Source organism: Rhodobacter sp. JA431 (assembly GCF_900217725.1).
Classification (GTDB): Bacteria; Pseudomonadota; Alphaproteobacteria; order Rhodobacterales; family Rhodobacteraceae; genus Rhodobacter; species Rhodobacter aestuarii.
Genome location: NZ_OBMP01000001.1, coordinates 234,735 through 256,572 on the forward strand (window position 1 = coordinate 234,735; position 21,838 = coordinate 256,572).

A 21,838-nucleotide genomic window follows, 5' to 3' on the forward strand; every position below is an offset into this window, starting at 1 on the left:
TTAGCCTTCAAGCTTCGTCAGATCCGCCACAGAGAGGCAAATCTGGCGGATGCGCGAGAGCAGATTAAGCCGATTGCGCCGGACAATGGCGTTTTCGGCGTTGATCTGCACAGCGGTGAAGAAGGCATCAATCGGCGCGCGGAGCTTGGCCATTTCGGCCATCGCCGTGGCGAAATCTTCCGCTGCCATCGCGGGCGCAAGCGCGGCTTCGGCTGCGTCAAGCGCGGCAAAGAGGGTTTTCTCTTCCGCGGCCTCGGCAAATTTGACATCGGCGCCGTAGCTGTATTCCACCCCATCCTTCGCCTCGGCTTGGGTCAGGATGTTGTTGGCGCGTTTGAAACCTTGGATCAGGTTGCCGCCATCTTCGGTTTTCAGGAAGGCGCTCAGCGCCTCGGCGCGTTTGACGACAAGCGTCAAATCATCCGAGCCCGGCATGGCCAGCACTGCGTCGATCACGTCGTGGCGGATGCCTTCGTCTTTCAGGAAGACTTTGAGACGGTCGTGGAAGAAGGAGAGGAGGTCGGTGGGAAGGTTCTCAAGCCGCTCAAGAACTGCCGCGAGTTCCTCTTTCAGCGAGCCCAAAACTTTGGTTCTTTCAGCGAGAAGAACCGCATCCATTTCTACCGCCGGGACCAGCAAACCCCGCTCAGAGTTCTCAAGCCCAGTTCTATTTTCGATTTCTGCTATTTCCGCCTGAATTTGCTCAACCGCGTCCGAAAGCGGACGCTGCAAAATGGTCACAAAAGGACCTCGCGCTTTTTGAAGTAGGTCAAGAAGCGAGAATTTACCTTCGTTCTCCCTATCCAAACGGATCACCCCCAGCGCGGCGCGGCGCAGGGCGAAGGGGTCTTTCGAGCCGGTGGGCTTTTCATCAATCGCCCAAAAGCCGGTGAGCGTGTCGATTTTGTCAGCCAGCGCCACGGCGACGGTCACGGGCTCAGACGGCACCTCGTCGCTCGGACCAAGCGGCGAGTAATGGCCTTTGCAGGCATTTGCCACGGCGTCGGGCAGGCCCGCTTCGCGTGCGTAATAGCTGCCCATCAGGCCCTGAAGTTCGGGGAATTCGCCTACCATCGCGGAGCGCAGGTCGGATTTTACCACCCGCGCGGCCTCTGCCGCCAAATCGGGCTGCGCGCCCACGCGCGGCGCAATTTCGCGCGCCAAAGCCTCGATCCGGTCGATGCGAGCTTTTTGGCTGCCAAGCTTGTTGTGGAAGGTCACATTCGCGAGCCCCGCGCCCATGCCCTCCAGCCCCTCGGATTTCACCAGCCGCAGGTCATGCTCCCAGAAGAAGCGCGCATCAGACAGACGCGCCGAAAGCACCTTGAGGTTGCCCTTGAGGATGGTTTCGCCGTGATCCGCCGTTTCGCGGTTCGCCACGGTGACAAAGCCCTCAATCCGGCCCGTTTTCGGATTTTTGACCGAGAAGAACTTTTGGTGTTCCTTCATCGAGGTTTGCAGCACCTCGGGCGGCAGATGTAGGAAATCTTCCGCAATCGCCCCCATCAGCGCGACCGGGAATTCAACCAGCCCCGCAACCTCATTCAAAAGACCTTTGTCTTCCACGAGTTCCAGCCCCTGCGCAAAGGCCATTTGGCTTGCGTCATGCCAGATCATTTCGGCGCGCTCAGCGGAATCGAGCACCACCTTCGCGGCTTTCAGTTTTGCGGCGTAATCCTCAAACCCGGTCACGGCAAAGGGTGCAGGGGCCATGAAACGGTGGCCCGCAGTGGTGTTGCCCGCCACGATGCCATCAATAGTGAGCGGCACCACGGTGCTGCCCGCTTCATCGGACAACAGGCACAAGATCGAGTGCAGCGGGCGCACCCAACGCAAGCTGCCCGCGCCCCAGCGCATGGCTTTGGGCCAAGGGAAGCTGCGGATCACTTTTTCCAGCACTTCGGAAATAATTTCGGGCGCTTGGCGGCCCGGCTTTTCCATCACCGCAAACCAGACCTCGCCTTTTTTATCGGCGCGTTTTTCCAACTGGTCGAGCGTCAGCCCGGTGGAGCGCAGAAAGCCCTCAAGCGCTTTTTCCGGCGCGCTGACAGAGGGGCCTTTGCGTTCTTCGCGAAGCGTGGGGCTTTCAGAGGACAACCCATCCAGCACCAGCACCAGCCGCCGGGGCGTCGAAAACGCCTGCGCGCTGGCATAGGTGAGCCCGGCCTCTACCAGCCCGTCAGTGACAAGCTTTTTGAGGTTGTCGCGGGCCGCGCCCTGCATACGGGCGGGGATTTCCTCGGAAAAGAGTTCAATCAGAAGCTCGGGCATTTACTCGGTCCCCGCAAGGTCGCTTGGTTGTTGCCAGACGAAGGCCCGGCCATCGGGATAGACAGCGACAACACGATCCACGCCGGGGGCGATGTCGCGCGCGCTAAGGAAAGCAATCGCCACACCGGTGGCAAGATCCGCCCCGATCCGGCGCGCATCATAGCAGCCAAATTCGGGCGGCGCGGCCAAAGGATGGGCGGCGTCATAGACGGTGAAAGTCTCGGTCAGAAGGCCAAGGCTCAAGGGCGTGCGGAAACAGGCGCGGAAATCGACCGGAGCACTGTGCTCGCCCACTGCCTGCCAGTTTTCCGACAAGATCGGCTCGGGCTGCCCGGTGATGAGCGAGGTCAGCTCCACCGCCTGCGGCACGGCCGCCATCGCCGCCCCCGCGAAACCAAGGCCCGCCAAAGTCAGGGCGAAGGGTTTCACGCCTGAGCCTCCGCCACATAACCGCCCGCTTCTGTTTGCACGAAAGCATCGGCGCATTTTTTGGCAAGCGCCCGGACCCGGCCAATATAGGCTTGGCGTTCGGTGACCGAAATCACGCCGCGCGCGTCGAGCAGGTTAAACAGGTGACTTGCCTTGATGCATTGGTCATAGGCCGGATGCGCCATGACGATGCGCTTGCCGGTGTTGGGATCATCTGCCGGGAACGACAGGATCTTTTCACATTCGGCTTCAGCATCTTCAAAGTGGCGCAGCAACATTTCGGTCGTGGCCGCATCGAAGTTGTGGCGCGAATATTCTTCTTCCGTTTGCCGGAACACATCGCCGTATTTCAGCGGGATCGGGCTGTCGGGGTCGTTGAAGGGCATGTCCATCACATGGTCGATGCCGAGCACATACATCGCCAGACGTTCCAAACCATAGGTCAGCTCGCCCGAAACGGGGTGGCAATCATGCCCGCCGACCTGTTGGAAATAGGTGAACTGGCTGACTTCCATACCATCACACCAGACTTCCCAGCCAAGCCCCCAAGCGCCCAGCGTCGGGCTTTCCCAGTCGTCTTCGACAAAGCGGATGTCGTGCAGGTTCAGGTCAATGCCAATGGCTTCGAGCGAGCCAAGGTAGAGCGCTTGCAAATCCGGCGGGCTTGGTTTGATCAGCACTTGGTATTGATAATAGTGCTGCAAACGGTTCGGGTTTTCGCCGTAGCGGCCATCGGTCGGGCGACGCGAGGGCTGGACATAGGCCGCCGCCCACGGGCGATTGCCCAAGCTGCGCAGCGTCGTGGCCGGGTGGAAGGTGCCTGCGCCCACTTCCATGTCATAAGGTTGCAAGACCGCACAGCCCTTTGAGGCCCAATAGGTCATGAGCCGCAGGATGATTTCCTGAAACGAGCGGGGCGCTGCCATGGTCTGTCACCGATCTGTTCTCTAAGCTGCCCCCTCTTAGGCAAGGGGCGGCAGGCGGTCAACGGGGCCACCGGGCCGCAGCGGCGCCCTCGCACGATTTATCCGGCTTTTAGGGGGTGACGGGGGCGCGCTTCGTGCCTAATTTGCCGCAAAAGTTTCACAACAGGATTTTCGGGGATCAAATGCAGGCAGGAAAACGGGCCAAGCTGATGGCAAGCGCGCTGGGTTTGGCGGCAGTTGTTTGGGCAACCGTCGCGCAAGCACAAGAGGCTTGGGTGCAAATTGAGGCCCTGCCGACGCTCGATCAAGCCGAGGGGCGGCTGCGTGATCTCTCTGCCAGCTTCCCCGATTTGGCGGGCTTTGCGCTAACCGGCGGCTGGTATGGTGTGGCGCTTGGACCCTATGCCACCCCCGAAGCGGCGCAAGAAGCACTGCTGAACCTACGGCGTGCACGGCAAATCCCCGGCGACAGCTATGTGGCCGACCCGAACACCTTCCGGAGCCAATTCTGGCCGGTGGGCGCGAATTTGACCGCACCGGTGCCGCAAGTCGCCCCAACGCCCGAAGCGCCGCAGGAACCTGTCGCCGAAGCGCCCGAGGCCCCTGCCCCGCAAACAGCCGAAGTCGCGCCGCAGCCCGAACCCGTTGTGGAACCGGTCGCGGAACCCGAACTCCCCCCCGAACCGGTGGAGACGCTCGCCGAGTCGCGCCGTTTGGAAGCGGCGCTGAGCCGCGAAGAGCGGATGGATATTCAGCGCGCGCTGCAATGGGTCGGGCTTTATAACAGCGGGATTGATGGCGCCTTTGGCCGTGGCACGCGCAGCTCCATTTCGGTCTGGCAAGAAACGCAAGGATTTGAGCCCACCGGCGTTCTGGCCTCTGCCCAGCAAGCGCATCTGCTCGAAACCGTTGCCGCAGAGCGCGCGGCCCTTGGCATCGCCCCAGTCGATGAGGTCAAAGCGGGCATCGCCATCGACCTGCCGTTGGGACTTGTCGAATTTGACCATTACGACCCGCCGTTCGTGCATTTCCGCGAAAAAAACGGCTCGGGCGTGCAGGTGATCTTGATCTCGGAACCGGGCGACCAAAACACCCTTTTCGGCCTTTACGATGCGATGCAAACGCTTGAAATCGTGCCGCAAAACGGGCCGCGCGAACGCTCCAAATCAGGCTTCTCGCTGGTCGGCGAAGATGCGCGCATCCATTCGGTGACCGAGGTGAAGCTGTCCAAAGGCATGGTGAAGGGCTTCACGCTGGTTTACCCTGCCGATGAGGGCGCGCGGATGCTGCGTGTTCTTGATGCGATGAAAGCGAGCTTCCGCGCGGTGGGCGATTCTGCGCTTGATCCGACTTTGGGCCAGCCGATGGGCGTGGGCCGTGCCGATCTGATTGGCGGGCTCGACGTGCGTCACCCGGAATTTGCCCGCTCTGGCTTTTTCATCAATGAAAACGGCGCCGTGTTGACGGCCGGCGAAGGTCTTGGCACCTGTGGCAAGGTCACGATTGAGGGGCTGCCCGCCACGATTGCCTTCAGCGATGCTGGGCTGGGCGTGGCTGTGCTGACGCCCGAAGACAAACTCGCCCCCGCAGCAGTCGCCGCCTTTGAGACCGAAACCGTGAACCGTGGTGCCTCAATCGTTGTGGCAGGTTTTTCTTACCCCGAGGCGCTTTCGGCCCCGGTGCTGAACTTTGGCACGCTGTCGGACCTGACCGGTCTTGCCGGTGAAGCGGAGCGCGCACGGCTCGCGGTGCCGACACTTGCGGGCGATGCGGGCGGGCCGGTGCTCGATTCGATGGGTGCGGTGCTCGGCCTTGTGCTGCCGCGCGGCGATGCGACCACGCAATTGCTGCCTTCTGAAATGACCGTGGCGGTGCAAACCGCAGCGCTGGTGCCGGTTTTGGCCGAAAACGGCTTTGCCCCGGTGGCGGCAGATGCCCAAACCCACCTTGCCGCCGAAGACCTTGCGGCCTTGGCCGGAGGTTTCACCGTCCAGATTGAGTGTTGGAAATAAGGGGACTTTGCAAACTCGGGTGAATTGGACAGTAAATTTGCCCGATTTTGCAGTTTTGGCCTTGCGCCGCGTTGCGGCACCGCTAGGTTTTCCGTCAACCTTTCGTCACACGCGCCTGTGGGACGTGCCGGTTTTCAGGGAGACCTAAATGTTCAAAAAAATCCTTGTCGCCAACCGCGGCGAAATTGCCATCCGCGTGATGCGCGCCGCCAACGAACTGGGCAAGAAGACGGTCGCGGTCTATGCCGAGGAAGACAAGCTTGGCCTGCACCGCTTCAAAGCCGATGAAGCTTACCGCATTGGCGAGGGGCTGAGCCCCGTAGGCGCTTACCTGAGCATCGACGAGATCATCCGCGTTGCGCAAGAGGCGGGTGCGGATGCGATTCACCCGGGCTATGGGCTTTTGTCGGAAAACCCTGATTTCGTGGAAGCTTGCGCCAACGCGGGCATCACCTTCATCGGGCCCAAAGCCGAAACGATGCGCGCGCTTGGCGACAAAGCCTCCGCCCGCAAAGTTGCGATTGCGGCGGGGGTTCCGGTGATTCCGGCCACCGAAGTGCTGGGCGACGATTTTGACGCGATCAAAGCTGAGGCCGCCGAGATCGGCTATCCGCTGATGCTGAAAGCCAGCTGGGGCGGCGGCGGGCGCGGGATGCGCCCGATCAACGGCCCTGATGAGCTGGTCGAAAAAGTCCGCGAGGGCCGCCGTGAAGCCGAGGCCGCCTTTGGCAATGGCGAAGGCTATCTGGAGAAAATGATTACCCGTGCGCGCCACGTTGAGGTGCAGCTTCTGGGCGATACGCATGGCAACCTTTACCATCTGTTTGAGCGTGACTGCACCGTGCAGCGCCGCAACCAAAAGGTGGTGGAACGTGCCCCGGCCCCCTATCTGAGCGAAGAACAACGCGCCGAGGTCTGTGCGCTTGCGCTCAAAATCGGCAATGCCGTGGGCTATCAAAACGCCGGCACTGTCGAATTCCTGATGGATATGGAAACCTCGAAATTCTACTTCATCGAGGTGAACCCGCGCGTGCAGGTGGAACATACCGTCACCGAAGAGGTGACCGGGATCGACATCGTGCAAAGCCAGATCCGCATCGCCGAGGGCGCAACCTTGGCCGAGGCGACGGGCGTAACCGATCAGGCCGATATCTCGCTTTCGGGCCATGCGCTGCAATGCCGGGTGACGACCGAAGACCCGCAAAACAACTTCATCCCCGATTACGGACGGCTCACCGCTTACCGCTCTGCCACAGGCATGGGCATCCGTTTGGATGGCGGGACCGCTTATGCGGGCGGCGTGATTACGCGCTACTATGACAGCTTGCTGGTGAAGGTCACCGCTTGGGCGCAATCGCCCGATCAAGCGATCCGTCGGATGGACCGGGCGTTGCGCGAATTCCGGATTCGCGGGGTTTCCACCAACATCGATTTCGTCATCAACCTGCTCAAGCACGAGACCTTCCTCGACATGAGCTATACGACGAAGTTCATCGACACGACGCCCGAGCTGTTCCAGTTCCGCAAGCGGCGCGACCGGGCGACGAAAATCCTGACCTATATCGCGGATATCTCGGTCAACGGGCACCCCGAAACAGCGGGCCGCCCTGAGCCTTCGCCCGATGCGCGCGCGCCGCGTGTTCCCGAACTGCGCGGCCCGGTTGTCCCTGGCACGCGGGATTTGCTGGAGGCGCAAGGCCCGAAAGCCGTCGCAGACTGGATGCGGGATCAAAAGAAGCTTTTGATCACCGACACGACGATGCGCGACGGGCACCAATCACTTTTGGCCACCCGGATGCGCTCGGCCGATATGATCGCCGCCGCGCCAGCCTATGCGGCGAACCTTTCGGGGCTTTTCTCGGTCGAGTGCTGGGGCGGCGCCACCTTCGACGTGGCTTACCGCTTCTTGCAAGAATGCCCGTGGCAACGCCTGCGCGACATCCGCGCGCGCATGCCCAATATCATGACGCAGATGCTGCTGCGCGCCTCGAACGGGGTCGGCTACACCAACTACCCCGATAACGTGGTGCAGTTCTTCGTACATCAGGCGGCGAAATCGGGCGTTGATGTGTTCCGCGTGTTTGACAGCCTGAACTGGGTCGAAAACATGCGCGTCGCGATGGATGCTGTGGTGGAGGCTAACAAGGTCTGCGAAGGCACGATTTGCTACACCGGCGATATTCTGAACCCCGACCGCGCGAAATATGACCTGAAATATTACGTCGGCATGGCAAAAGAACTGGAAGCCGCCGGCGCCCATGTTCTTGGCCTGAAAGACATGGCGGGGCTTTTGAAACCCGCCGCCGCGCGCGCGCTGATTAAAGCGCTGAAGGAAGAGGTTGGCCTGCCGATCCACTTCCACACGCATGACACCTCGGGGATTGCAGGCGCGACCGTGCTGGCCGCTGCCGATGCGGGCGTGGATGCGATTGACGCGGCGATGGATGCGTTTTCGGGCGGCACCTCGCAGCCCTGCCTTGGCTCGATTGTCGAGGCGATGCACCACACAGACCGCGACACCGGACTCGACATTGGCGCGATCCGCCACATGTCGAACTATTGGGAGGCCGTGCGCCACCAGTATGCGGCCTTTGAAAGCGGGCTCGAGGCCCCAGCCTCTGAGGTCTATCTGCACGAAATGCCCGGTGGTCAGTTCACCAACCTCAAGGCGCAGGCGCGATCGCTGGGGCTGGAGGAGCGCTGGCACGAAGTCGCGCAAGCCTATGCCGATGCGAACCGCATCTTTGGCGATATCGTGAAAGTCACGCCCTCGTCGAAAGTGGTGGGAGATATGGCGCTGATGATGGTCGCGCAAAACTTGTCGATGGCCGATGTGCTTGACCCGGCGAAAGACATGGCCTTCCCGGATTCGGTGATCGACATGCTCAAGGGCAACCTTGGCCAACCGCCGGGCGGCTGGCCCGAAGGGATCGTGGCGAAAGTGCTCAAGGGCGAGAAACCCTCGACCGAACGCCCCGGCAAGAAGCTGCCCTCGGTCGATCTTGAGGAAACCCGCGCCAAGCTTTCGGCCGAACTCAACGGCTTCACTGTCGATGACGAAGATCTGGCGGGCTATCTGATGTATCCCAAGGTCTTCTTGGATTACATGGGCCGCCACCGCCAATACGGCCCGGTGCGCACCCTGCCGACGCCAGTCTTCTTCTACGGCATGAGCTCGGGCAAACAAATCTCGGCCGAGATCGACCCCGGCAAAACGCTGGAGATTCGCTACCAAACGGCGAGCGAAACCGATGAGAAGGGCGAGGTGAAGGTCTTCTTTGAACTCAACGGTCAGCCGCGTGCAGTGCGTGTGCCGAACCGGGCGGTGAAGGCCACGACCCAAGCCAAACCGAAAGCGGATCCGGCGAACCCCGGCCATATCGGCGCGCCGATGCCGGGCTCGATTGCCTCGGTTGCGGTGACGGTGGGGCAAAAGGTGCATCCGGGCGATTTGATGCTGACGATCGAAGCGATGAAGATGGAGACCGGTCTGCATGCCGACCGCGCCGCTACGGTGAAGGCGCTCCATGTCAGCCCCGGCGCACAGATCGACGCCAAAGACCTGCTGATCGAGTTGGAATAAGCAAAAGGGGGCACTGCCCCCTTACCTTCAGAAAAAGAAAACGGGGGCCATTTGGCCCCCGCTTCCATTTCGGCACATTGGGTCGAAAGGTCAGATCGAATCAAAGAAGGCATCCACTTCCTTCTTCGCTTCCTCTTTCGTCTTGCCGTATTTCTGTTGCACGATGCCTTCGAGCTTTTCACGCTCGCCCGCGACCTGTTCGATCTCGTCATCGGTCAGTTCGCCCCATTTGGCGCGCACCGTCCCCTTGAGTTCCTTCCACTTCCCCTCGATCACATGCGTGTTCATGGTGGTCTCCTCTCGGTTTGCGTTGATGCGAAGGCTTCCCCTCGCCTGTGACAAACCAACGCGGCCCGCCCGAACCCGGTTCCGATAGTTTTTCACATTGCGGCGCATTTTCCTCTTGCGGGCGCCCGCGCGATTGCCTAAATCGCCTGCACCGAAAGGCAGCGCGGGCGTAGCTCAGGGGTAGAGCATTACCTTGCCAAGGTAAGGGTCGTGAGTTCGAATCTCATCGCCCGCTCCATTCGGAACCGGTCGCAAGACCAACCCAGGCCGCAAGGCCATCGCCAAGGATGCGGGCGTAGCTCAGGGGTAGAGCATTACCTTGCCAAGGTAAGGGTCGTGAGTTCGAATCTCATCGCCCGCTCCAGACGAAAACCCTCCCTTCGGGGAGGGTTTTGTCTTTTCAGCTTCACGCTTAACAAGCTCCGCGCAAGGCCCTATAAGGCGCTGAAAGCAAAAGGAGCGCCCGATGCGGACAGCGACGATCACCCGCAAGACCGCCGAGACGGATATCTCGGTCACCGTCAATCTGGACGGCACCGGGGTTTATGACAACCGCACCGGGGTGGGCTTCTTTGACCATATGCTGGATCAACTCTCGCGCCACGCGCTGATTGACCTGACCATTACCGCCACGGGTGATTTGCACATTGATGACCACCACACGGTGGAAGATGTGGGCATCGCGCTTGGCCAAGCCCTTACGAAAGCCTTGGGCGACAAGCGCGGCATTCGTCGTTACGGCCATTTCGTGCTGGCGATGGACGACTCGCAAATTGCCACCGCGCTCGATCTTTCGGCCCGGCCCTTCTTGGTGTGGAATGTCGATTTCCCGACGCAAAAGATCGGCACCTTCGACACGGAACTGGTGCGCGAATTTTTCCAAGCGCTCTCGACCCATGGCGGGATCACGCTGCATATCGACAAGGTGCATGGCATCAACAGCCACCACATTGCCGAAGCGGCGTTCAAATCGGTCGCCCGCGCGCTGCGTATGGCGGTTGAGCCCGATCCGCGCATGGGCGATGTGCTGCCCTCCACCAAGGGGGCGCTGTAAATGAGCCTGACGGTTCTGGTCGATTACGACAGCGGCAACCTGCATTCCGCGCAGAAGGCCTTTGAACGGATGGCCCGCGAGGCGGGGCACGGGACGGTGGTTGTCACCTCCGAACCTGACGTCGTGGCCCGTGCCGATCGGATTGTGCTGCCGGGCGATGGCGCTTTTCCGGCCTGTCGCGCAGCGCTCATTCGCCATACTGGGCTTTTTGAGGCGATCGACGAGGCAGTAACCCGCCGCGCTGTGCCGTTTTTGGGCATTTGTATCGGCATGCAGATGCTCGCGACGCGCGGCCTCGAATTTGAACCGACGCCGGGCTTTGACTGGATCGGCGGCGAGGTGGTGAAGATCGCCCCTACCGATCCGAGCCTGAAAGTGCCGCATATGGGCTGGAACGATCTGGTGGTCGATCACGCCCACCCGGTGCTTGAAGGCGTGCAAACCGGCGATCACGCTTATTTCGTGCACTCGTTCCACTTCACAGTGACCAATCCGGCCGAGCGGCTCGCCCATGCCGATTACGCAGGCGAGATCACCGCGATCGTTGGGCGCGACAATATCGTGGGCACCCAATTCCACCCGGAAAAATCGCAGCGCACCGGGCTGCGATTGATTGCCAACTTCCTGAACTGGAAGCCCTAAGCCTGCGGCGCAGGTTAATTCGGGCCGGGCGGGTCTTCCTGCGCCCGCGCCTTGGCGCGCTGGTTCAACGCCTCTTGCACCGCAAGCACCGGATCTTCCGCCAAAAAGAAGATCTTTTCAAACAACGTGCCACCATAAAGCAGCCGCCGATAGGCCCCCTCTCCAAGATCATCGAGATACCGTGCGGCACTTGTTTGGGAGTTCACCTTGGGGTGAATCCGGTCCCCTGACGCCAAGGCAATCGTCTCGACAGAGCGGCGCAACGCTTGTTCGGTGGCGGCGCTCCATTTCCCATCAATGGGCGCGAAATAAAGATCCGCGCGCTCAAGCTCGCGCTGCACCTCGATACGATCTGCGTGGCTCAAGGAAGAGAACCCAGCCCAAAGCGCATCTGTCCCCGCTTGCGACACCGCAACGGGGACCAGTGTGGTCATGGCGCCGACAAGCACCGGCCCTGCCAAAATCATACGTAAATTCATGACTGCCCACCCTTCACTTTTCCTGACAGTCGCCCCCGATCGCGGCAAACCCCGGCGCGATCTGCGGCAAGATTTCAGCAAAAGGCTGCAATTTTCCTAAAATCCCTCGGAACCTGCTACCGCGCGGCCACACCTCGGCCTTGCAAAGTAAACAAGACTTCCAAAGCGCAAGCCGTCCCGCTATTGAGGCCGTGAGTACGAGGAACGCTGCCATGACCGACCCGATCCGCCCGCAACCCGGTATTCTCGACATCGCCCTTTACGAAGGGGGCGCCTCGCATGTGGCGGGCATCAGCGATGCGATTAAACTGAGTTCGAACGAGAACCCGCACGGGCCCTCTGATAAAGCGAAAGAGGCGTTTCAGCGCTGCATGCACAAGCTGCACCGCTACCCCTCGACGGATCACGCCGCGTTGCGCCAAGCGATTGCCGAAGTGCATGGCCTTGATCCGACCCGGATCATTTGCGGCGTTGGCTCGGATGAAATCATCCGCATGATCACCAATGCCTATGCCGGCCCGAAGGATGAGGTGCTCCATACCGAGCACGGCTTCTTGATGTATTCGATCGCAGCGAAAGGTGCGGGGGCAACCCCGGTTGCCGTGCCCGAGCGCGAGCGCACGATTGATGTCGATGCGATCTTGGCCGCCTGCACGAAGAAAACGAAGATCGTCTTCATCGCCAACCCGAACAACCCGACCGGCACGATGGTCGGGCTGGCGGAACTGGAGCGGCTCGCCACCGGCCTGCCGAAACAGGCGATCTTGGTGATCGACAGTGCCTATGCGGAATATGTCGAGGGCTATGATGGCGGCGCCGAACTGGCGCATCGTCTGCCCAATGTCATCATGACGCGCACCTTTTCAAAGATTTACGGGCTAGGCGGTCTGCGGATCGGTTGGGCCTATGGGCCGCAGGCGATCATTGATGTGCTGTCGCGCATTCGCGATCCGTTCAACCTGTCGACCGCGCAGTTGGAAACCGCAGAAGCCGCTGTGCGGGACCAAGATTGGATCACCCACTGCCGGGGGGAAAACACCCGGTTGCGGCACTGGCTTTCGGAGGCCTTGGCCGAGCGTGGCGTACCGAATGACACCTCGATGGCGAACTTCGTGCTGGCGCGTTTCGGCTCGGAAGCCGAAGCGGTGGCCTGTGACGAATTCCTCAAGAAAGACGGCCTGATCGTGCGGCGCGTGGCAAGCTATGGCCTGCCGCATTGCCTGCGCATCACCGTGGGCGACGAACCCTCCTGCCGCCGCGTGGCGCATTTGATCGGCGTCTTTAAGGCGGGCGGCACGGTATGAGCCATTACAACCGCGTCGCGCTGATTGGTCTGGGCCTGATTGCTTCGTCTATGGCCCATGCGATCCGCGCAAACGGTCTGGCTGATGAAATCGTGGGCCATGCCCGCTCTGCCGAGACGCGGGCAACCGCTCTGGAGATCGGGCTTGTTGACCGGGTCTTTGAGACTGCTGCCGAGGCGGTCCAAGGTGCGGATCTGGTGGTGCTGTGTGTGCCGGTGGGCGCGATGGAAGCGATTGCGCGCGAAATCGCCCCGCACCTTGCCCCCGGTGCGACGGTCACCGATGTTGGCTCGGTCAAGCAAGCCGTGGTCGAAGCGGTGGCCCCGCATTTGCCCACCCATGCACAATTCATCCCCGGCCACCCGCTCGCGGGCACCGAACATTCCGGCCCGCGCTCGGGCTTTGCGACGCTTTTTGTGAACCGCTGGTGGCTCATTACCCCGCTTGAGGGGAATGACCCGGTGGCGGTGACCCGGCTGAAAGACTTCCTCACCGGGCTTGGCGCCAATGTCGATGAGATGGACGTGACCCGGCACGATCTGGTGCTGGCGGTCGTGTCGCACACCCCGCACCTGATCGCCTATACGATGGTGGGTGTGGCGGACCATCTGCGCCGCGTCACCCATGAGGAAGTGATCAAATATTCCGCCTCGGGCTTTCGCGATTTCACCCGGATCGCAGCCTCGGACCCGACGATGTGGCGTGACGTGTTCTTGACGAACAAAGAAGCCACCCTCGATATTTTGGGCCGCTTCACGGAAGAATTGTTCATGCTGCAACGCGCCATTCGCATGGGCGATGGCGAAAAGCTTTTTGACTACTTCACCCAAACACGGGCGATCCGCCGTGGCATTATTGAAGCGGGTCAAGATACTGCCGCGCCCGACTTTGGCCGCAGCCCGACCACGACCGACCCCGCGAAAAAGTAACGCCGCTTAGCGCAGGCGCGGCGTTGGGCCCAGTGGCAAACCCGCAAAGAACATCAGCCCGCCCGCAAAGCTGAGCGGTAAGCGGATCACGCCATCTGCGCTTTGATTGGCCAGCCCTTGGGCAAAGGCTTGCACCATCGGCAACCGTTCTTGCGGCACCAGTCCCGCCCCTTGCGCAAGTGCGAGCCAGTTTTGCCAATCCGATACCGCCAAAGTAAGCGTGCCTTCGGGCTCGCCTGCGGGCGAGAGGGTCAGCGCCCCGGAAACCGCCAAGCGATGCCCGCCCCATGAAAGCGCGACCTTTTCGAGATCAAGCACTTGCAGAATTGGCGGGGTATCCTTCAACACCGCAAGCGGCTCGGCAAACCCAAGTTGCCCCGCGACGGAGAGCTGTTCTACCGTGGCCGGAAAACCCGCCTGCGGCGCGAGCGTGGCGATGAGTTGCGGCGGCAAAGTAAGCGCCTCTGCTCCGCCTTTAATCTGATAGCGCCCCTCCGCATCCCCAGCTTGCGCCACAAGCTCAAACGCGGTAACCGAAAATGACGGGATCGACGCGACCACCATTTCCAAACTGGCATTCGTGATCCGCACCGCACCACCACGCAGCGGCAGATCACGCCCCGCACCAAAGGACACACGCGCGAAGGCCTGATCTGTCGTGAGCGTAAAGGGCACCCCGCCCACGGTGATATCTTGCAGCGCGCTTAAATCGACGCGCCACGTCAGCGGCGCCCAAAGCGGGGCTGAGAGCGTAAGCTCAGGGATAGTCCACGCAAAACCTTGCGCTGGATCGGTCAGGCGCACCCCCTGCGCACGCGCGCCAATCGCAAGTGGGAAACCCTTCGCAGAAACGTCCTCAACGCTGCCCTGCCCTTGCGCCGCGATTTCGGCAAAGCCCGTCCGCGCGCCTGCAACCAGCGCGGCGCTCCCCCCCCAACTGACGGCCCCGGCCAGCCCCGCTGCCACAATCGCCCAAAGCCAGATCCGCATCGCCACCCCTTCCCAAAACTGCCCAATCACTTTATGCCCCGCCGCGAAGGAGAGCCAGCACATGACCAAGCCCAATGACCATACCACTCCGCTGTGGATCTTTGGCTATGGCTCCTTGGTCTGGGACCCGGGCTTTACACCCACCGAAGCGGTCCCCGCGCGGCTTGATGGCTGGCATCGCAGCTTTTGCATGCGCTCGATCCATTTTCGCGGCACCGTCGAAAAGCCCGGTCTTGTGCTCGCGCTTGATGCCCAACCCGGCGCGCATTGCTGGGGCGTGGCTTTGCGCGTGGCCGAAGAGGACCGTGAGGCGGTTCTGGCCGAGACCCGCGCGCGGGAATTGGTTTCGGACGCCTATCTGGAAAAGCGCCTTCCCGTCACCTTGCAAGATGGCCGTGAAGTCGAGACCGTCACCTATGTGATCGACCGCGCCGGGCCGCAATATTGCCAGATCGGGGCCGAGGAACAGGCGCAGATCATTGCCACTGCCGTGGGCGGGCGCGGGCCAAACCGCGATTACCTCTTTAACACCGCAGCCCATCTGGCCGAATGGGGGCTTGAAGATGAGGACCTTGTGGCGCTGGCAACACGGGTGCGTGCGCTGATCGGCTGACCCTTGGCAGGGGGCGGTCTGCGGCATATCCTCTTGCTAAGAGCAGGCAAAGAGGCATATCATGCGCGCACCGGCCCGGCCCCAGGCCCCGCAGTTCTCGCAACCCGTCCGGCAAGTGGCCTCGATGCTGGCCGTGCTGGCGCTTGTTGGCGCGGGGGGCTGGTTCGCTTACGGGCCGATTTCCGCAATCTTCCAATCCAACCCATGGCTCAACGGGGTGATTTTCGCCGTTTTCGCGGCCGGGATCGTCACCTGTTTTTGGCAGGTCGCGCAATTGATCAAAGCGGTGAGTTGGATCGAAAGCTTCGCCGCAGATCGCCCCGGTCGCCCGCAGTATAAAGCGCCACAAATGCTGGCCCCCCTTGCCGCGCTCTTGGGCGCGCGCGGCTCAACCCGTTCTATCGCCACCTCCGCCGCGCGCTCGATCTTGGAATCGGTCGGCACCCGGATTGATGAAGCCCGCGACATCACGCGTTATCTCTCTAACCTTCTGATATTCCTTGGCCTTCTGGGCACCTTCTACGGGCTCGCGACCACTGTGCCGGGCGTGGTGGAAACGATCCGCGCGCTCGCCCCGCAACCGGGCGAAAGCGCAACAGCGGTGTTTGAGCGGCTGATGGGCGGGCTTGAGGGTCAGCTTGGCGGCATGGGCACGGCGTTTTCCTCCTCGCTCCTTGGTCTTGCGGGATCGCTGGTGGTGGGGATGCTCGAACTCTTCGTGACCCATGGCCAAAACCGCTTTTACCGCGAGTTGGAGGAATGGATTTCCTCGATCACCCGGCTGAGCTTCGCAGCGGCAGAGGGCGATAGCGGCGAGGGCTCGGCAATGGCCGAGATCCTTGATCACATGTCCGAGCAGATGGATGCGCTGCAAACGCTTTTCACGCGCGCGGAACATGCCCGCGCGCAAACCGAAACGCAGCTTGCGCATCTGTCCCATGCCTTTGCCGATTTTGCGGGGCAGATGGCGGCCGATCTAGAAAACCGTGCCACGCAAAGCCAATCGCTCGCACAAATGGCAGCGGGGCAAGACCGGCTCGTGACCGCGCTTGAGGCGCTCACCTCGCAAGCTCGCGCCGCGCAAGAGTCTGAGGTGGATGGCGAAATGCGCATGCGCCTGCGCTCGATCGACATTCAGATGTCGCGGCTTTTGGAAGAAATGGCCGCGGGGCGGCAAGAAAGCATGGCCGAATTGCGCAATGACTTTGCCGCGCTGACCCGGGCGATCCTGTCGCGCAGCCGTTCGGAGGGCTAAATGGCACTTTCGGCCCGCCGCAGCGCGCGCTTTTCCACCAACGTCTGGCCCGGCTTTGTCGATGCGATGGCCGCGCTGCTCATGGTGTTGTTTTTCGTGATCTCGATTTTCATGATCGTGCAATCCATGTTGCGCGACACGATCACGACCAAAGATCATGAGCTATCCGCCTTGGCAGCGCAGGTGGCAAGCTTGGCGCAGGCGTTGTCGCTTGAGGAGAGCAAGACCGCCGAACTCACCGGGCGGTTGGAGGCCGCAGGGGCACAGATTTCGGCTTATGAACTGCAAGTTTCGGGTCTTTTGGCCGATGCCGAAGCCGCGCGCGCACAGATCGCCGCGCAAGGGGCAACAATTGCCGAGCAAGAAGCGGCACTCGCCGACCGCAACACCCAGTTGGCAAATCGCGCCGCACAAATCTCTGGCCTTCAGGCCGATCTCAAAGCCTCTGAAACCGCACTTGCCAGCACGCGGCTCGACTTAGAGGCCGCGCGCAAGAAAGCCGAAGAAACGCTGACCCTGCTTGCTGCCGCCGAAGCCGCAAAAGCCGATCTGGAACAGAAACTGGATGTGCAACTGAGCGAAGCCGAGAAAGAAGCCGCGCTCAAAGCGCTTGCCGAGCAAAAGCTGACAGAGACCCGCGCGGAGGCCGACCGCAATGCCGAACAGGTGGCGCTGTTAAACCAGCAAATTGCGGCGCTGCGCGGCCAATTGGCCGATCTGCAGGCGGTGCTAGATGAAGCCAAAGCCAAAGACACTGCCGCCAAAGTTCAGGTGGAAGCTTTGGGGAGCCAGTTGAACGCGGCCCTTGCCCAAGTCGCCGCCGAACAAAAGCGCCGCGCCGCTTTGGAAGAAGAAGCCCGCAAACGCGCCGAAGCCGAGGCGAAAGACCTTGCCCGCTACCGTTCTGAATTCTTTGGCCGCATGTCGCAACTGCTTGATGGCCGCGCGGGCGTGCGGGTGGTGGGCGACCGATTTGTCTTCTCCTCGGAAGTGCTGTTCGAACCAGGTTCTGCCGATTTAGCCCCCGAGGGCCAAGCGCAAATTGCCCGTGTCGCCGAGACTTTCCGCGAATTGGCCAATGAAATCCCGCCAGAAATCGACTGGGTGCTAGAAGTCGATGGCTTTACTGACGACACGCCGCTTTCTGGCCTTGGCGAGTTCAAAGACAATTGGGAACTGTCGCAGGCCCGCGCGCTATCGGTCGTGCGCTTTCTCATCACAACCCAAGGCTTTGAGCCCAAGCGTCTTGCCGCGGCGGGCTTTGGCGAGTTTCGTCCGGTGGCGGAGGGCACAAGCGAGGAGGCCCGCGCCCAAAACCGCCGCATTGAACTTAAGCTGACCGAGCGCTGATCAGGCCGCCAGATCGTGGCGCAAAATCGCCGCCTCTGACGGGGTCAGCGCGCGCCGCGCAAATGCCCCATAGCTGAGCGGGTCGTTTTGCGCCCCGGGACAAAGCTGCAACAGGCCGTTGCGCTGCGCCGGGTCGATCATATCGAAGGCAGTCGAGGCCGGATGGAAGCTTTCGGTCTCCACCCCATTCCCCCAAAGCACCTGATGGCGCTCAAACATCAGGTGAATGTAATGCACCTCGGGCAGGCTGTGCTCGATACGCACAGAACTGCCATTGACCAGATCAAGCGCCTGCACCAGCACTTCGCTTTCATTGAAAAGCGCACGCGCAGCAGGGCCTTTGATCAGCATGCGGTGTTGCGGCGAAACCAGCAGATCCCCCTCGGGTCGATCCATGCCAAAAGCACCCGCCCTAATCCGCACCGGGCGCAGATGCGGCAAAGCATAGAGCCGCGCCCCACTCATCCGCCGCGAACCGATCCATTGCAGCGCCTGCACGCCGTCATCGCGGGTGAACACCTTGTCCCCCGGGCGCAGGGCCTCAACCGGGCGTTTGCCATCGGGCGTGTCGATTAAGGTGCCCGGAGTAAAGCAAATCACCCCCGGCTCGGGCAGACGCAGCGCCTCGGGCCGCGTATCGACGGTGCTTTCCACCAGCCACAAATCCGTATCGCGCGGCGGCACGCGGCCCGAAAACATCAAAAGCCGCGCCTGCGCCTCAGGCAATTCGATCAAGGTGACAACATAAGCCTCGATCCCATCGGTGATGGTGAAACTTTGATCGGGAAGATCGGGCGTTCTGTCTCGCGCCAAAAGCGCATCAGCCCCGGCGCCGCCCTCGTCCATCGCAGCGCCCAAAAGCCTGCGCACCACACGCGCCGCGCGCAGCCGCACATCGGCTGCGCCCTCCGCTCCCGTGAGTAACAGCGGTGCCGAAGGGCCATCGACCCTTACCGCCTCGCCCGTCCAGCGCCAACAGGCCCCCGTCGAAAGGGCCTCTATCGGCGCCGCGAAGGTGCCATCAATCTCCGTCTGTGCCCAAGATATGACGAAGGTTCCGAGATAACCCGGTTGCATTGCCTGTATGTCCCGTGCCGTTTTTATATGGGCCTTCTGACCCTTGATTATTGATCACGGTAACACGGGTGATTCGGCTTGAAAATCCCCTTTGTCTTCAAGGGGCATAGGCCAAAAGGCAGAAACCGGCTTAAAAATTCAGCCGAAACCGCATTGAGCCCACGACCTGCCCCTCGGGCTGGCCCTTAAACTCTTCGGAAAGCCAAGTGGCACCATAAAAGACACCAAGGCTGCCGATCCGGGTGGTGACACCCGCGCGTACCCGCTTGCGCACCGGCTCAAACGCAACGCCATCGGCTTCGGGGAAATAGTAGCTGTCAAAGACATGCGCGATATCGCCGCCAATCACAAAGCTTGTGCCACCTTCTTGCTGGCCAGACACCCCGACATAACGCTGCCCCGTCACCTCATCGCGCAGCCACAGCGCACCGCGCTCCCGCGCGCCGAAAGCCAGATCGGCCCCCACGCGCACGAGGCTTTCATCCCCCGCGCGCACCGCCATGAAGGGGCGCAATTCCGCCCCGCCCAGCGCGATGGGATGCGCCACTTCCGCCGTCACCACCGGATAGACATGATCGGGCAATTGGTTCAGTGCCGCGACCGGGCGGCTGATCGACAAAGATTTGTGGATGAAGTCTTGGAACTGCGAGAGCCCGTTCGAGGGCCCGATCCAAACGAGCCCCAGCCCCAAATCTGCCTCAAGCCCCGGGCGCGGCGCGAAGGGGGTATGCACCGACCACATCGACTTTGCGACGTAGCGCCGATCCCCCGCAGCGGGTTTATGCAAATCCGCAGGGGCCACAATCGCGCCACTCAGCCGGTATTCCAGCACCTCAAAAGGTTTCGCGGGCAGGGTGTCTTCCCAGCCCGGCCCCCGCAGCCATGACATCGTGTAAGAGCCACTTTGCCACCGGTCTTGCCCGTCGCCGATGGCGTCATTGTTCAGGAAATGCCCGAACCCCAGAGTTTGGCGCGGCTCGGCCTGCGCGGCGGAGTTAAGGCCGCTGCAAAACGCCCCTGCCAAAAGAGAAACTGCGGCAATATCGCGTAGCGTGGCACAAAGTCGGGGCAGCATGTCAGTCCTGTAATCTTGTCTTGGCCCAAGGCGGGCGTGGTTAATCACTCGTTACCGCGTCTTCGCAAGGGAATTCGGCAGAAATGGGGCATACGCCGCGGCGCTGCGCCTTGGCGCGGCGAAAAAGTCACGCTTTGGCGAGGCGTTAGGCCGGGCTAGCCGGCCGCGATCAACGCTTTCGCGCCCCCGCCCGAGGCATTGAGCGCATCTTCAGGCGCCAATCGCACCATCAGGCCGCGTTTGCCGCCATTGATCACCACAAGGGCCGCGCCCAGCGCGCTTTCTTCAAACGCCACAGGCACGCGCTTCTTTTGCCCAAAGGGCGAAATGCCCCCGGCATGAAAGCCCGTCAACCGCTCGGCCTTATCAGGGGCCATCATCACCGCCGCTTTGCCGCCAAAGGCCGCCGCCACCTTTTTCATCGAGAGTTGTGCATCAGACGGGATCACCGCACAGGCAGGCCTGCCATCCACCTCAACCATCAGCGTTTTAAGCACCTGCGCCGGGTCCGCCCCAATCGCCTGCGCGGCATGCAGGCCGATTTTGTCTTGGCCCGCCACATAGTCATATTCGAGCCGCTCAAACGGGATTTTCGCGGCTTCTAGCGCGCGGGTGGCGGGGGTGGCTGTGCTCATGACATGCTCCTTTGCGCCGTTCTGCCCCGCGCCCCTCATGCGGTCAACGGGCGAAATTCCGTTGCGTCGCGGCGCGCCCTTCCCCGTTGCCTCACGCGGTCACCCCGATAAGTTTGACCTTAGGGCAAGGGAGAGGCCCAAGGAGGACAACATGCAGATCGAAGGCAAAGTCTTCGCCATCACCGGCGGCGGCTCGGGGCTGGGCGCGGCTGTGGCCCGGATGGTCGTAGATGCTGGCGGCGCGGTGATTTTGGTCGATATCAATGCCGAAGCAGGCATGGCCACCGCGGAGGAATTGGGTGCCAAGGCCCGCTTTCGCCGCGCAGATGTCACGCAAGAGGCGGATGGCCAAGCCGCCATCACCTTGGCGCAAGACACGTTCGGGCGGCTTGACGGGCTGGTCAATTGCGCAGGCGTTGCGCCGGGCGAAAAGATTTTGGGCCGCGAGGGGCCGCATCGGCTCGAAAGCTTTGCCCGCGCGATTTCAATCAACCTTGTGGGCACGTTCAACATGCTGCGCCTTGCGGCAGAGGCGATGGCGCGCAACGCCCCCGGCCCCGGTGGCGAGCGGGGCGTGATTATCAACACCGCCTCGATCGCCGCTTTTGACGGGCAGATCGGCCAAGCGGCCTATGCGGCCTCTAAGGGGGGCGTTGCCGCACTCACGCTACCCGCCGCGCGCGAATTGGCCCGCCATGGCATTCGCGTTGTCACCGTGGCCCCGGGGATTTTCCATACCCCGATGATGGCGGGGCTTCCGCAAGAGGTGCAAGACAGTTTGGGGGCCTCGGTCCCCTTCCCGCCACGGCTGGGCGACCCTGCAGAATATGCCGCTTTGGTGCGCCATATTTGTGAAAACCAGATGCTCAATGGCGAAGTGATCCGGCTTGATGGCGCGCTGCGCATGGCCGCGAAATGACGGAGGC

At 61.7% G+C, this 21,838-nt stretch carries 19 protein-coding genes and 2 tRNA genes; 12 read left to right on the top strand and 9 right to left on the bottom strand.

What is annotated here, in order from left to right:
• From glyS to CRO18_RS00865, 3 genes are read right to left on the bottom strand one after another with little or no spacing between them, the layout of a single operon-like run.
• On the bottom strand, nt 1-2,271 hold the full coding sequence (gene glyS, locus CRO18_RS00855) for a glycine--tRNA ligase subunit beta (RefSeq protein WP_097080732.1): 2,271 nt from the start codon (nt 2,269-2,271) through the stop codon (nt 1-3).
• Nucleotides 2,272-2,700, bottom strand: a complete 429-nt coding sequence (locus CRO18_RS00860; protein WP_249275961.1) for a DUF6446 family protein — start codon at nt 2,698-2,700, stop codon at nt 2,272-2,274.
• Nucleotides 2,697-3,626, bottom strand: coding sequence for a glycine--tRNA ligase subunit alpha (locus CRO18_RS00865; protein WP_076484220.1), 930 nt, complete (start codon nt 3,624-3,626; stop codon nt 2,697-2,699). Before CRO18_RS00865 ends, CRO18_RS00860 begins: the two co-directional genes overlap by 4 nt.
• 182 nt (nt 3,627-3,808) lie before the next feature.
• On the opposite strand from CRO18_RS00865, the gene CRO18_RS00870 reads away from it, so the two are divergent.
• Entirely contained in the window at nt 3,809-5,638 is a 1,830-nt protein-coding gene (locus CRO18_RS00870; protein ID WP_249275962.1) for a trypsin-like peptidase domain-containing protein, read from the top strand.
• Nucleotides 5,639-5,786: 148 nt separating this feature from the next.
• Entirely contained in the window at nt 5,787-9,221 is a 3,435-nt protein-coding gene (locus CRO18_RS00875) for a pyruvate carboxylase (RefSeq protein ID WP_097080733.1), read from the top strand.
• Between the two features lie 90 nt (nt 9,222-9,311).
• Here the strand turns inward: CRO18_RS00875 and CRO18_RS00880 are convergent, their stop codons facing one another.
• Nucleotides 9,312-9,509, bottom strand: coding sequence for a CsbD family protein (locus CRO18_RS00880; RefSeq protein WP_076484223.1), 198 nt, complete (start codon nt 9,507-9,509; stop codon nt 9,312-9,314).
• 163 nt (nt 9,510-9,672) lie between these two features.
• On the opposite strand from CRO18_RS00880, the gene CRO18_RS00885 reads away from it, so the two are divergent.
• The 4 genes from CRO18_RS00885 to hisH all read left to right on the top strand — a co-directional run bounded on the left by CRO18_RS00885 (nt 9,673) and on the right by hisH (nt 11,205).
• A tRNA-Gly gene (locus CRO18_RS00885) sits at nt 9,673-9,747 on the top strand.
• A gap of 51 nt (nt 9,748-9,798) precedes the next feature.
• Nucleotides 9,799-9,873: transfer RNA gene (locus CRO18_RS00890), tRNA-Gly, on the top strand.
• Between the two features lie 102 nt (nt 9,874-9,975).
• Nucleotides 9,976-10,563: an imidazoleglycerol-phosphate dehydratase HisB gene (gene hisB / locus CRO18_RS00895; RefSeq protein ID WP_076484224.1), complete on the top strand. Its 588-nt coding sequence runs from the start codon at nt 9,976-9,978 to the stop codon at nt 10,561-10,563.
• Nucleotides 10,564-11,205, top strand: coding sequence for an imidazole glycerol phosphate synthase subunit HisH (gene hisH, locus CRO18_RS00900; protein WP_097080734.1), 642 nt, complete (start codon nt 10,564-10,566; stop codon nt 11,203-11,205).
• 14 nt (nt 11,206-11,219) lie between these two features.
• Here hisH and CRO18_RS00905 read toward each other — a convergent pair whose 3' ends face one another.
• Nucleotides 11,220-11,639, bottom strand: a complete 420-nt coding sequence (locus CRO18_RS00905) for a peptidoglycan-binding domain-containing protein (RefSeq protein WP_170952515.1) — start codon at nt 11,637-11,639, stop codon at nt 11,220-11,222.
• A 257-nt stretch (nt 11,640-11,896) separates the two neighbouring features.
• On the opposite strand from CRO18_RS00905, the gene hisC reads away from it, so the two are divergent.
• Nucleotides 11,897-12,988: a histidinol-phosphate transaminase gene (gene hisC, locus CRO18_RS00915; protein ID WP_076484228.1), complete on the top strand. Its 1,092-nt coding sequence runs from the start codon at nt 11,897-11,899 to the stop codon at nt 12,986-12,988.
• Nucleotides 12,985-13,917: a prephenate/arogenate dehydrogenase family protein gene (locus CRO18_RS00920; protein ID WP_097080736.1), complete on the top strand. Its 933-nt coding sequence runs from the start codon at nt 12,985-12,987 to the stop codon at nt 13,915-13,917. Before hisC ends, CRO18_RS00920 begins: the two co-directional genes overlap by 4 nt.
• Nucleotides 13,918-13,923: 6 nt before the next feature.
• Here CRO18_RS00920 and CRO18_RS00925 read toward each other — a convergent pair whose 3' ends face one another.
• Nucleotides 13,924-14,970: a DUF2125 domain-containing protein gene (locus CRO18_RS00925; protein ID WP_097080737.1), complete on the bottom strand. Its 1,047-nt coding sequence runs from the start codon at nt 14,968-14,970 to the stop codon at nt 13,924-13,926.
• Between CRO18_RS00925 and CRO18_RS00930 the strand changes: the two genes are divergently transcribed.
• The 3 genes from CRO18_RS00930 (at nt 14,969) to CRO18_RS00940 (ending at nt 18,125) form a co-directional block, all read left to right on the top strand.
• Nucleotides 14,969-15,520, top strand: a complete 552-nt coding sequence (locus tag CRO18_RS00930; protein WP_097080738.1) for a gamma-glutamylcyclotransferase — start codon at nt 14,969-14,971, stop codon at nt 15,518-15,520. The genes CRO18_RS00925 and CRO18_RS00930 overlap by 2 nt on opposite strands.
• Before the next feature lie 61 nt (nt 15,521-15,581).
• Nucleotides 15,582-16,775 (top strand): biopolymer transporter ExbB, encoded by a 1,194-nt coding sequence (locus tag CRO18_RS00935; RefSeq protein ID WP_097080739.1) that lies wholly within the window; start codon nt 15,582-15,584, stop codon nt 16,773-16,775.
• Nucleotides 16,776-18,125, top strand: a complete 1,350-nt coding sequence (locus CRO18_RS00940) for a peptidoglycan -binding protein (RefSeq protein WP_097080740.1) — start codon at nt 16,776-16,778, stop codon at nt 18,123-18,125.
• Here the strand turns inward: CRO18_RS00940 and CRO18_RS00945 are convergent, their stop codons facing one another.
• The 3 genes from CRO18_RS00945 to ybaK form a co-directional block, all read right to left on the bottom strand.
• Complete coding sequence (locus CRO18_RS00945; protein WP_097080741.1) at nt 18,126-19,202, bottom strand: Hint domain-containing protein; 1,077 nt, start codon at nt 19,200-19,202, stop codon at nt 18,126-18,128.
• Nucleotides 19,203-19,332: 130 nt separating this feature from the next.
• Nucleotides 19,333-20,277, bottom strand: coding sequence for a lipid A-modifier LpxR family protein (locus CRO18_RS00950; protein ID WP_097080742.1), 945 nt, complete (start codon nt 20,275-20,277; stop codon nt 19,333-19,335).
• Nucleotides 20,278-20,432: 155 nt separating this feature from the next.
• Nucleotides 20,433-20,912: a Cys-tRNA(Pro) deacylase gene (gene ybaK, locus CRO18_RS00955; RefSeq protein ID WP_097080743.1), complete on the bottom strand. Its 480-nt coding sequence runs from the start codon at nt 20,910-20,912 to the stop codon at nt 20,433-20,435.
• 151 nt (nt 20,913-21,063) lie between these two features.
• On the opposite strand from ybaK, the gene CRO18_RS00960 reads away from it, so the two are divergent.
• Complete coding sequence (locus tag CRO18_RS00960) at nt 21,064-21,831, top strand: 3-hydroxyacyl-CoA dehydrogenase (protein WP_097080744.1); 768 nt, start codon at nt 21,064-21,066, stop codon at nt 21,829-21,831.
• Nucleotides 21,832-21,838 lie beyond the last annotated feature (7 nt).

Excerpts from the sequence above, each read along its gene's own strand:
- CRO18_RS00880 (WP_076484223.1), bottom strand. The coding sequence starts at position 9,509 with ATGAACACGCATGTGATCGAGGGGAAGTGGAAGGAACTCAAGGGGACG.
- CRO18_RS00950 (WP_097080742.1), bottom strand. The coding sequence starts at position 20,277 with ATGCTGCCCCGACTTTGTGCCACGCTACGCGATATTGCCGCAGTTTCT.
- CRO18_RS00870 (WP_249275962.1), top strand. The coding sequence starts at position 3,809 with ATGCAGGCAGGAAAACGGGCCAAGCTGATGGCAAGCGCGCTGGGTTTG.
- CRO18_RS00865 (WP_076484220.1), bottom strand. The coding sequence starts at position 3,626 with ATGGCAGCGCCCCGCTCGTTTCAGGAAATCATCCTGCGGCTCATGACC.
- CRO18_RS00940 (WP_097080740.1), top strand. The coding sequence starts at position 16,776 with ATGGCACTTTCGGCCCGCCGCAGCGCGCGCTTTTCCACCAACGTCTGG.
- hisB (WP_076484224.1), top strand. The coding sequence starts at position 9,976 with ATGCGGACAGCGACGATCACCCGCAAGACCGCCGAGACGGATATCTCG.
- CRO18_RS00935 (WP_097080739.1), top strand. The coding sequence starts at position 15,582 with ATGCGCGCACCGGCCCGGCCCCAGGCCCCGCAGTTCTCGCAACCCGTC.
- CRO18_RS00960 (WP_097080744.1), top strand. The coding sequence starts at position 21,064 with ATGCAGATCGAAGGCAAAGTCTTCGCCATCACCGGCGGCGGCTCGGGG.
- CRO18_RS00930 (WP_097080738.1), top strand. The coding sequence starts at position 14,969 with ATGACCAAGCCCAATGACCATACCACTCCGCTGTGGATCTTTGGCTAT.
- CRO18_RS00905 (WP_170952515.1), bottom strand. The coding sequence starts at position 11,639 with ATGACCACACTGGTCCCCGTTGCGGTGTCGCAAGCGGGGACAGATGCG.
- hisC (WP_076484228.1), top strand. The coding sequence starts at position 11,897 with ATGACCGACCCGATCCGCCCGCAACCCGGTATTCTCGACATCGCCCTT.
- CRO18_RS00945 (WP_097080741.1), bottom strand. The coding sequence starts at position 19,202 with ATGCAACCGGGTTATCTCGGAACCTTCGTCATATCTTGGGCACAGACG.
- ybaK (WP_097080743.1), bottom strand. The coding sequence starts at position 20,912 with ATGAGCACAGCCACCCCCGCCACCCGCGCGCTAGAAGCCGCGAAAATC.
- CRO18_RS00920 (WP_097080736.1), top strand. The coding sequence starts at position 12,985 with ATGAGCCATTACAACCGCGTCGCGCTGATTGGTCTGGGCCTGATTGCT.
- glyS (WP_097080732.1), bottom strand. The coding sequence starts at position 2,271 with ATGCCCGAGCTTCTGATTGAACTCTTTTCCGAGGAAATCCCCGCCCGT.
- CRO18_RS00875 (WP_097080733.1), top strand. The coding sequence starts at position 5,787 with ATGTTCAAAAAAATCCTTGTCGCCAACCGCGGCGAAATTGCCATCCGC.
- hisH (WP_097080734.1), top strand. The coding sequence starts at position 10,564 with ATGAGCCTGACGGTTCTGGTCGATTACGACAGCGGCAACCTGCATTCC.
- CRO18_RS00925 (WP_097080737.1), bottom strand. The coding sequence starts at position 14,970 with ATGTGCTGGCTCTCCTTCGCGGCGGGGCATAAAGTGATTGGGCAGTTT.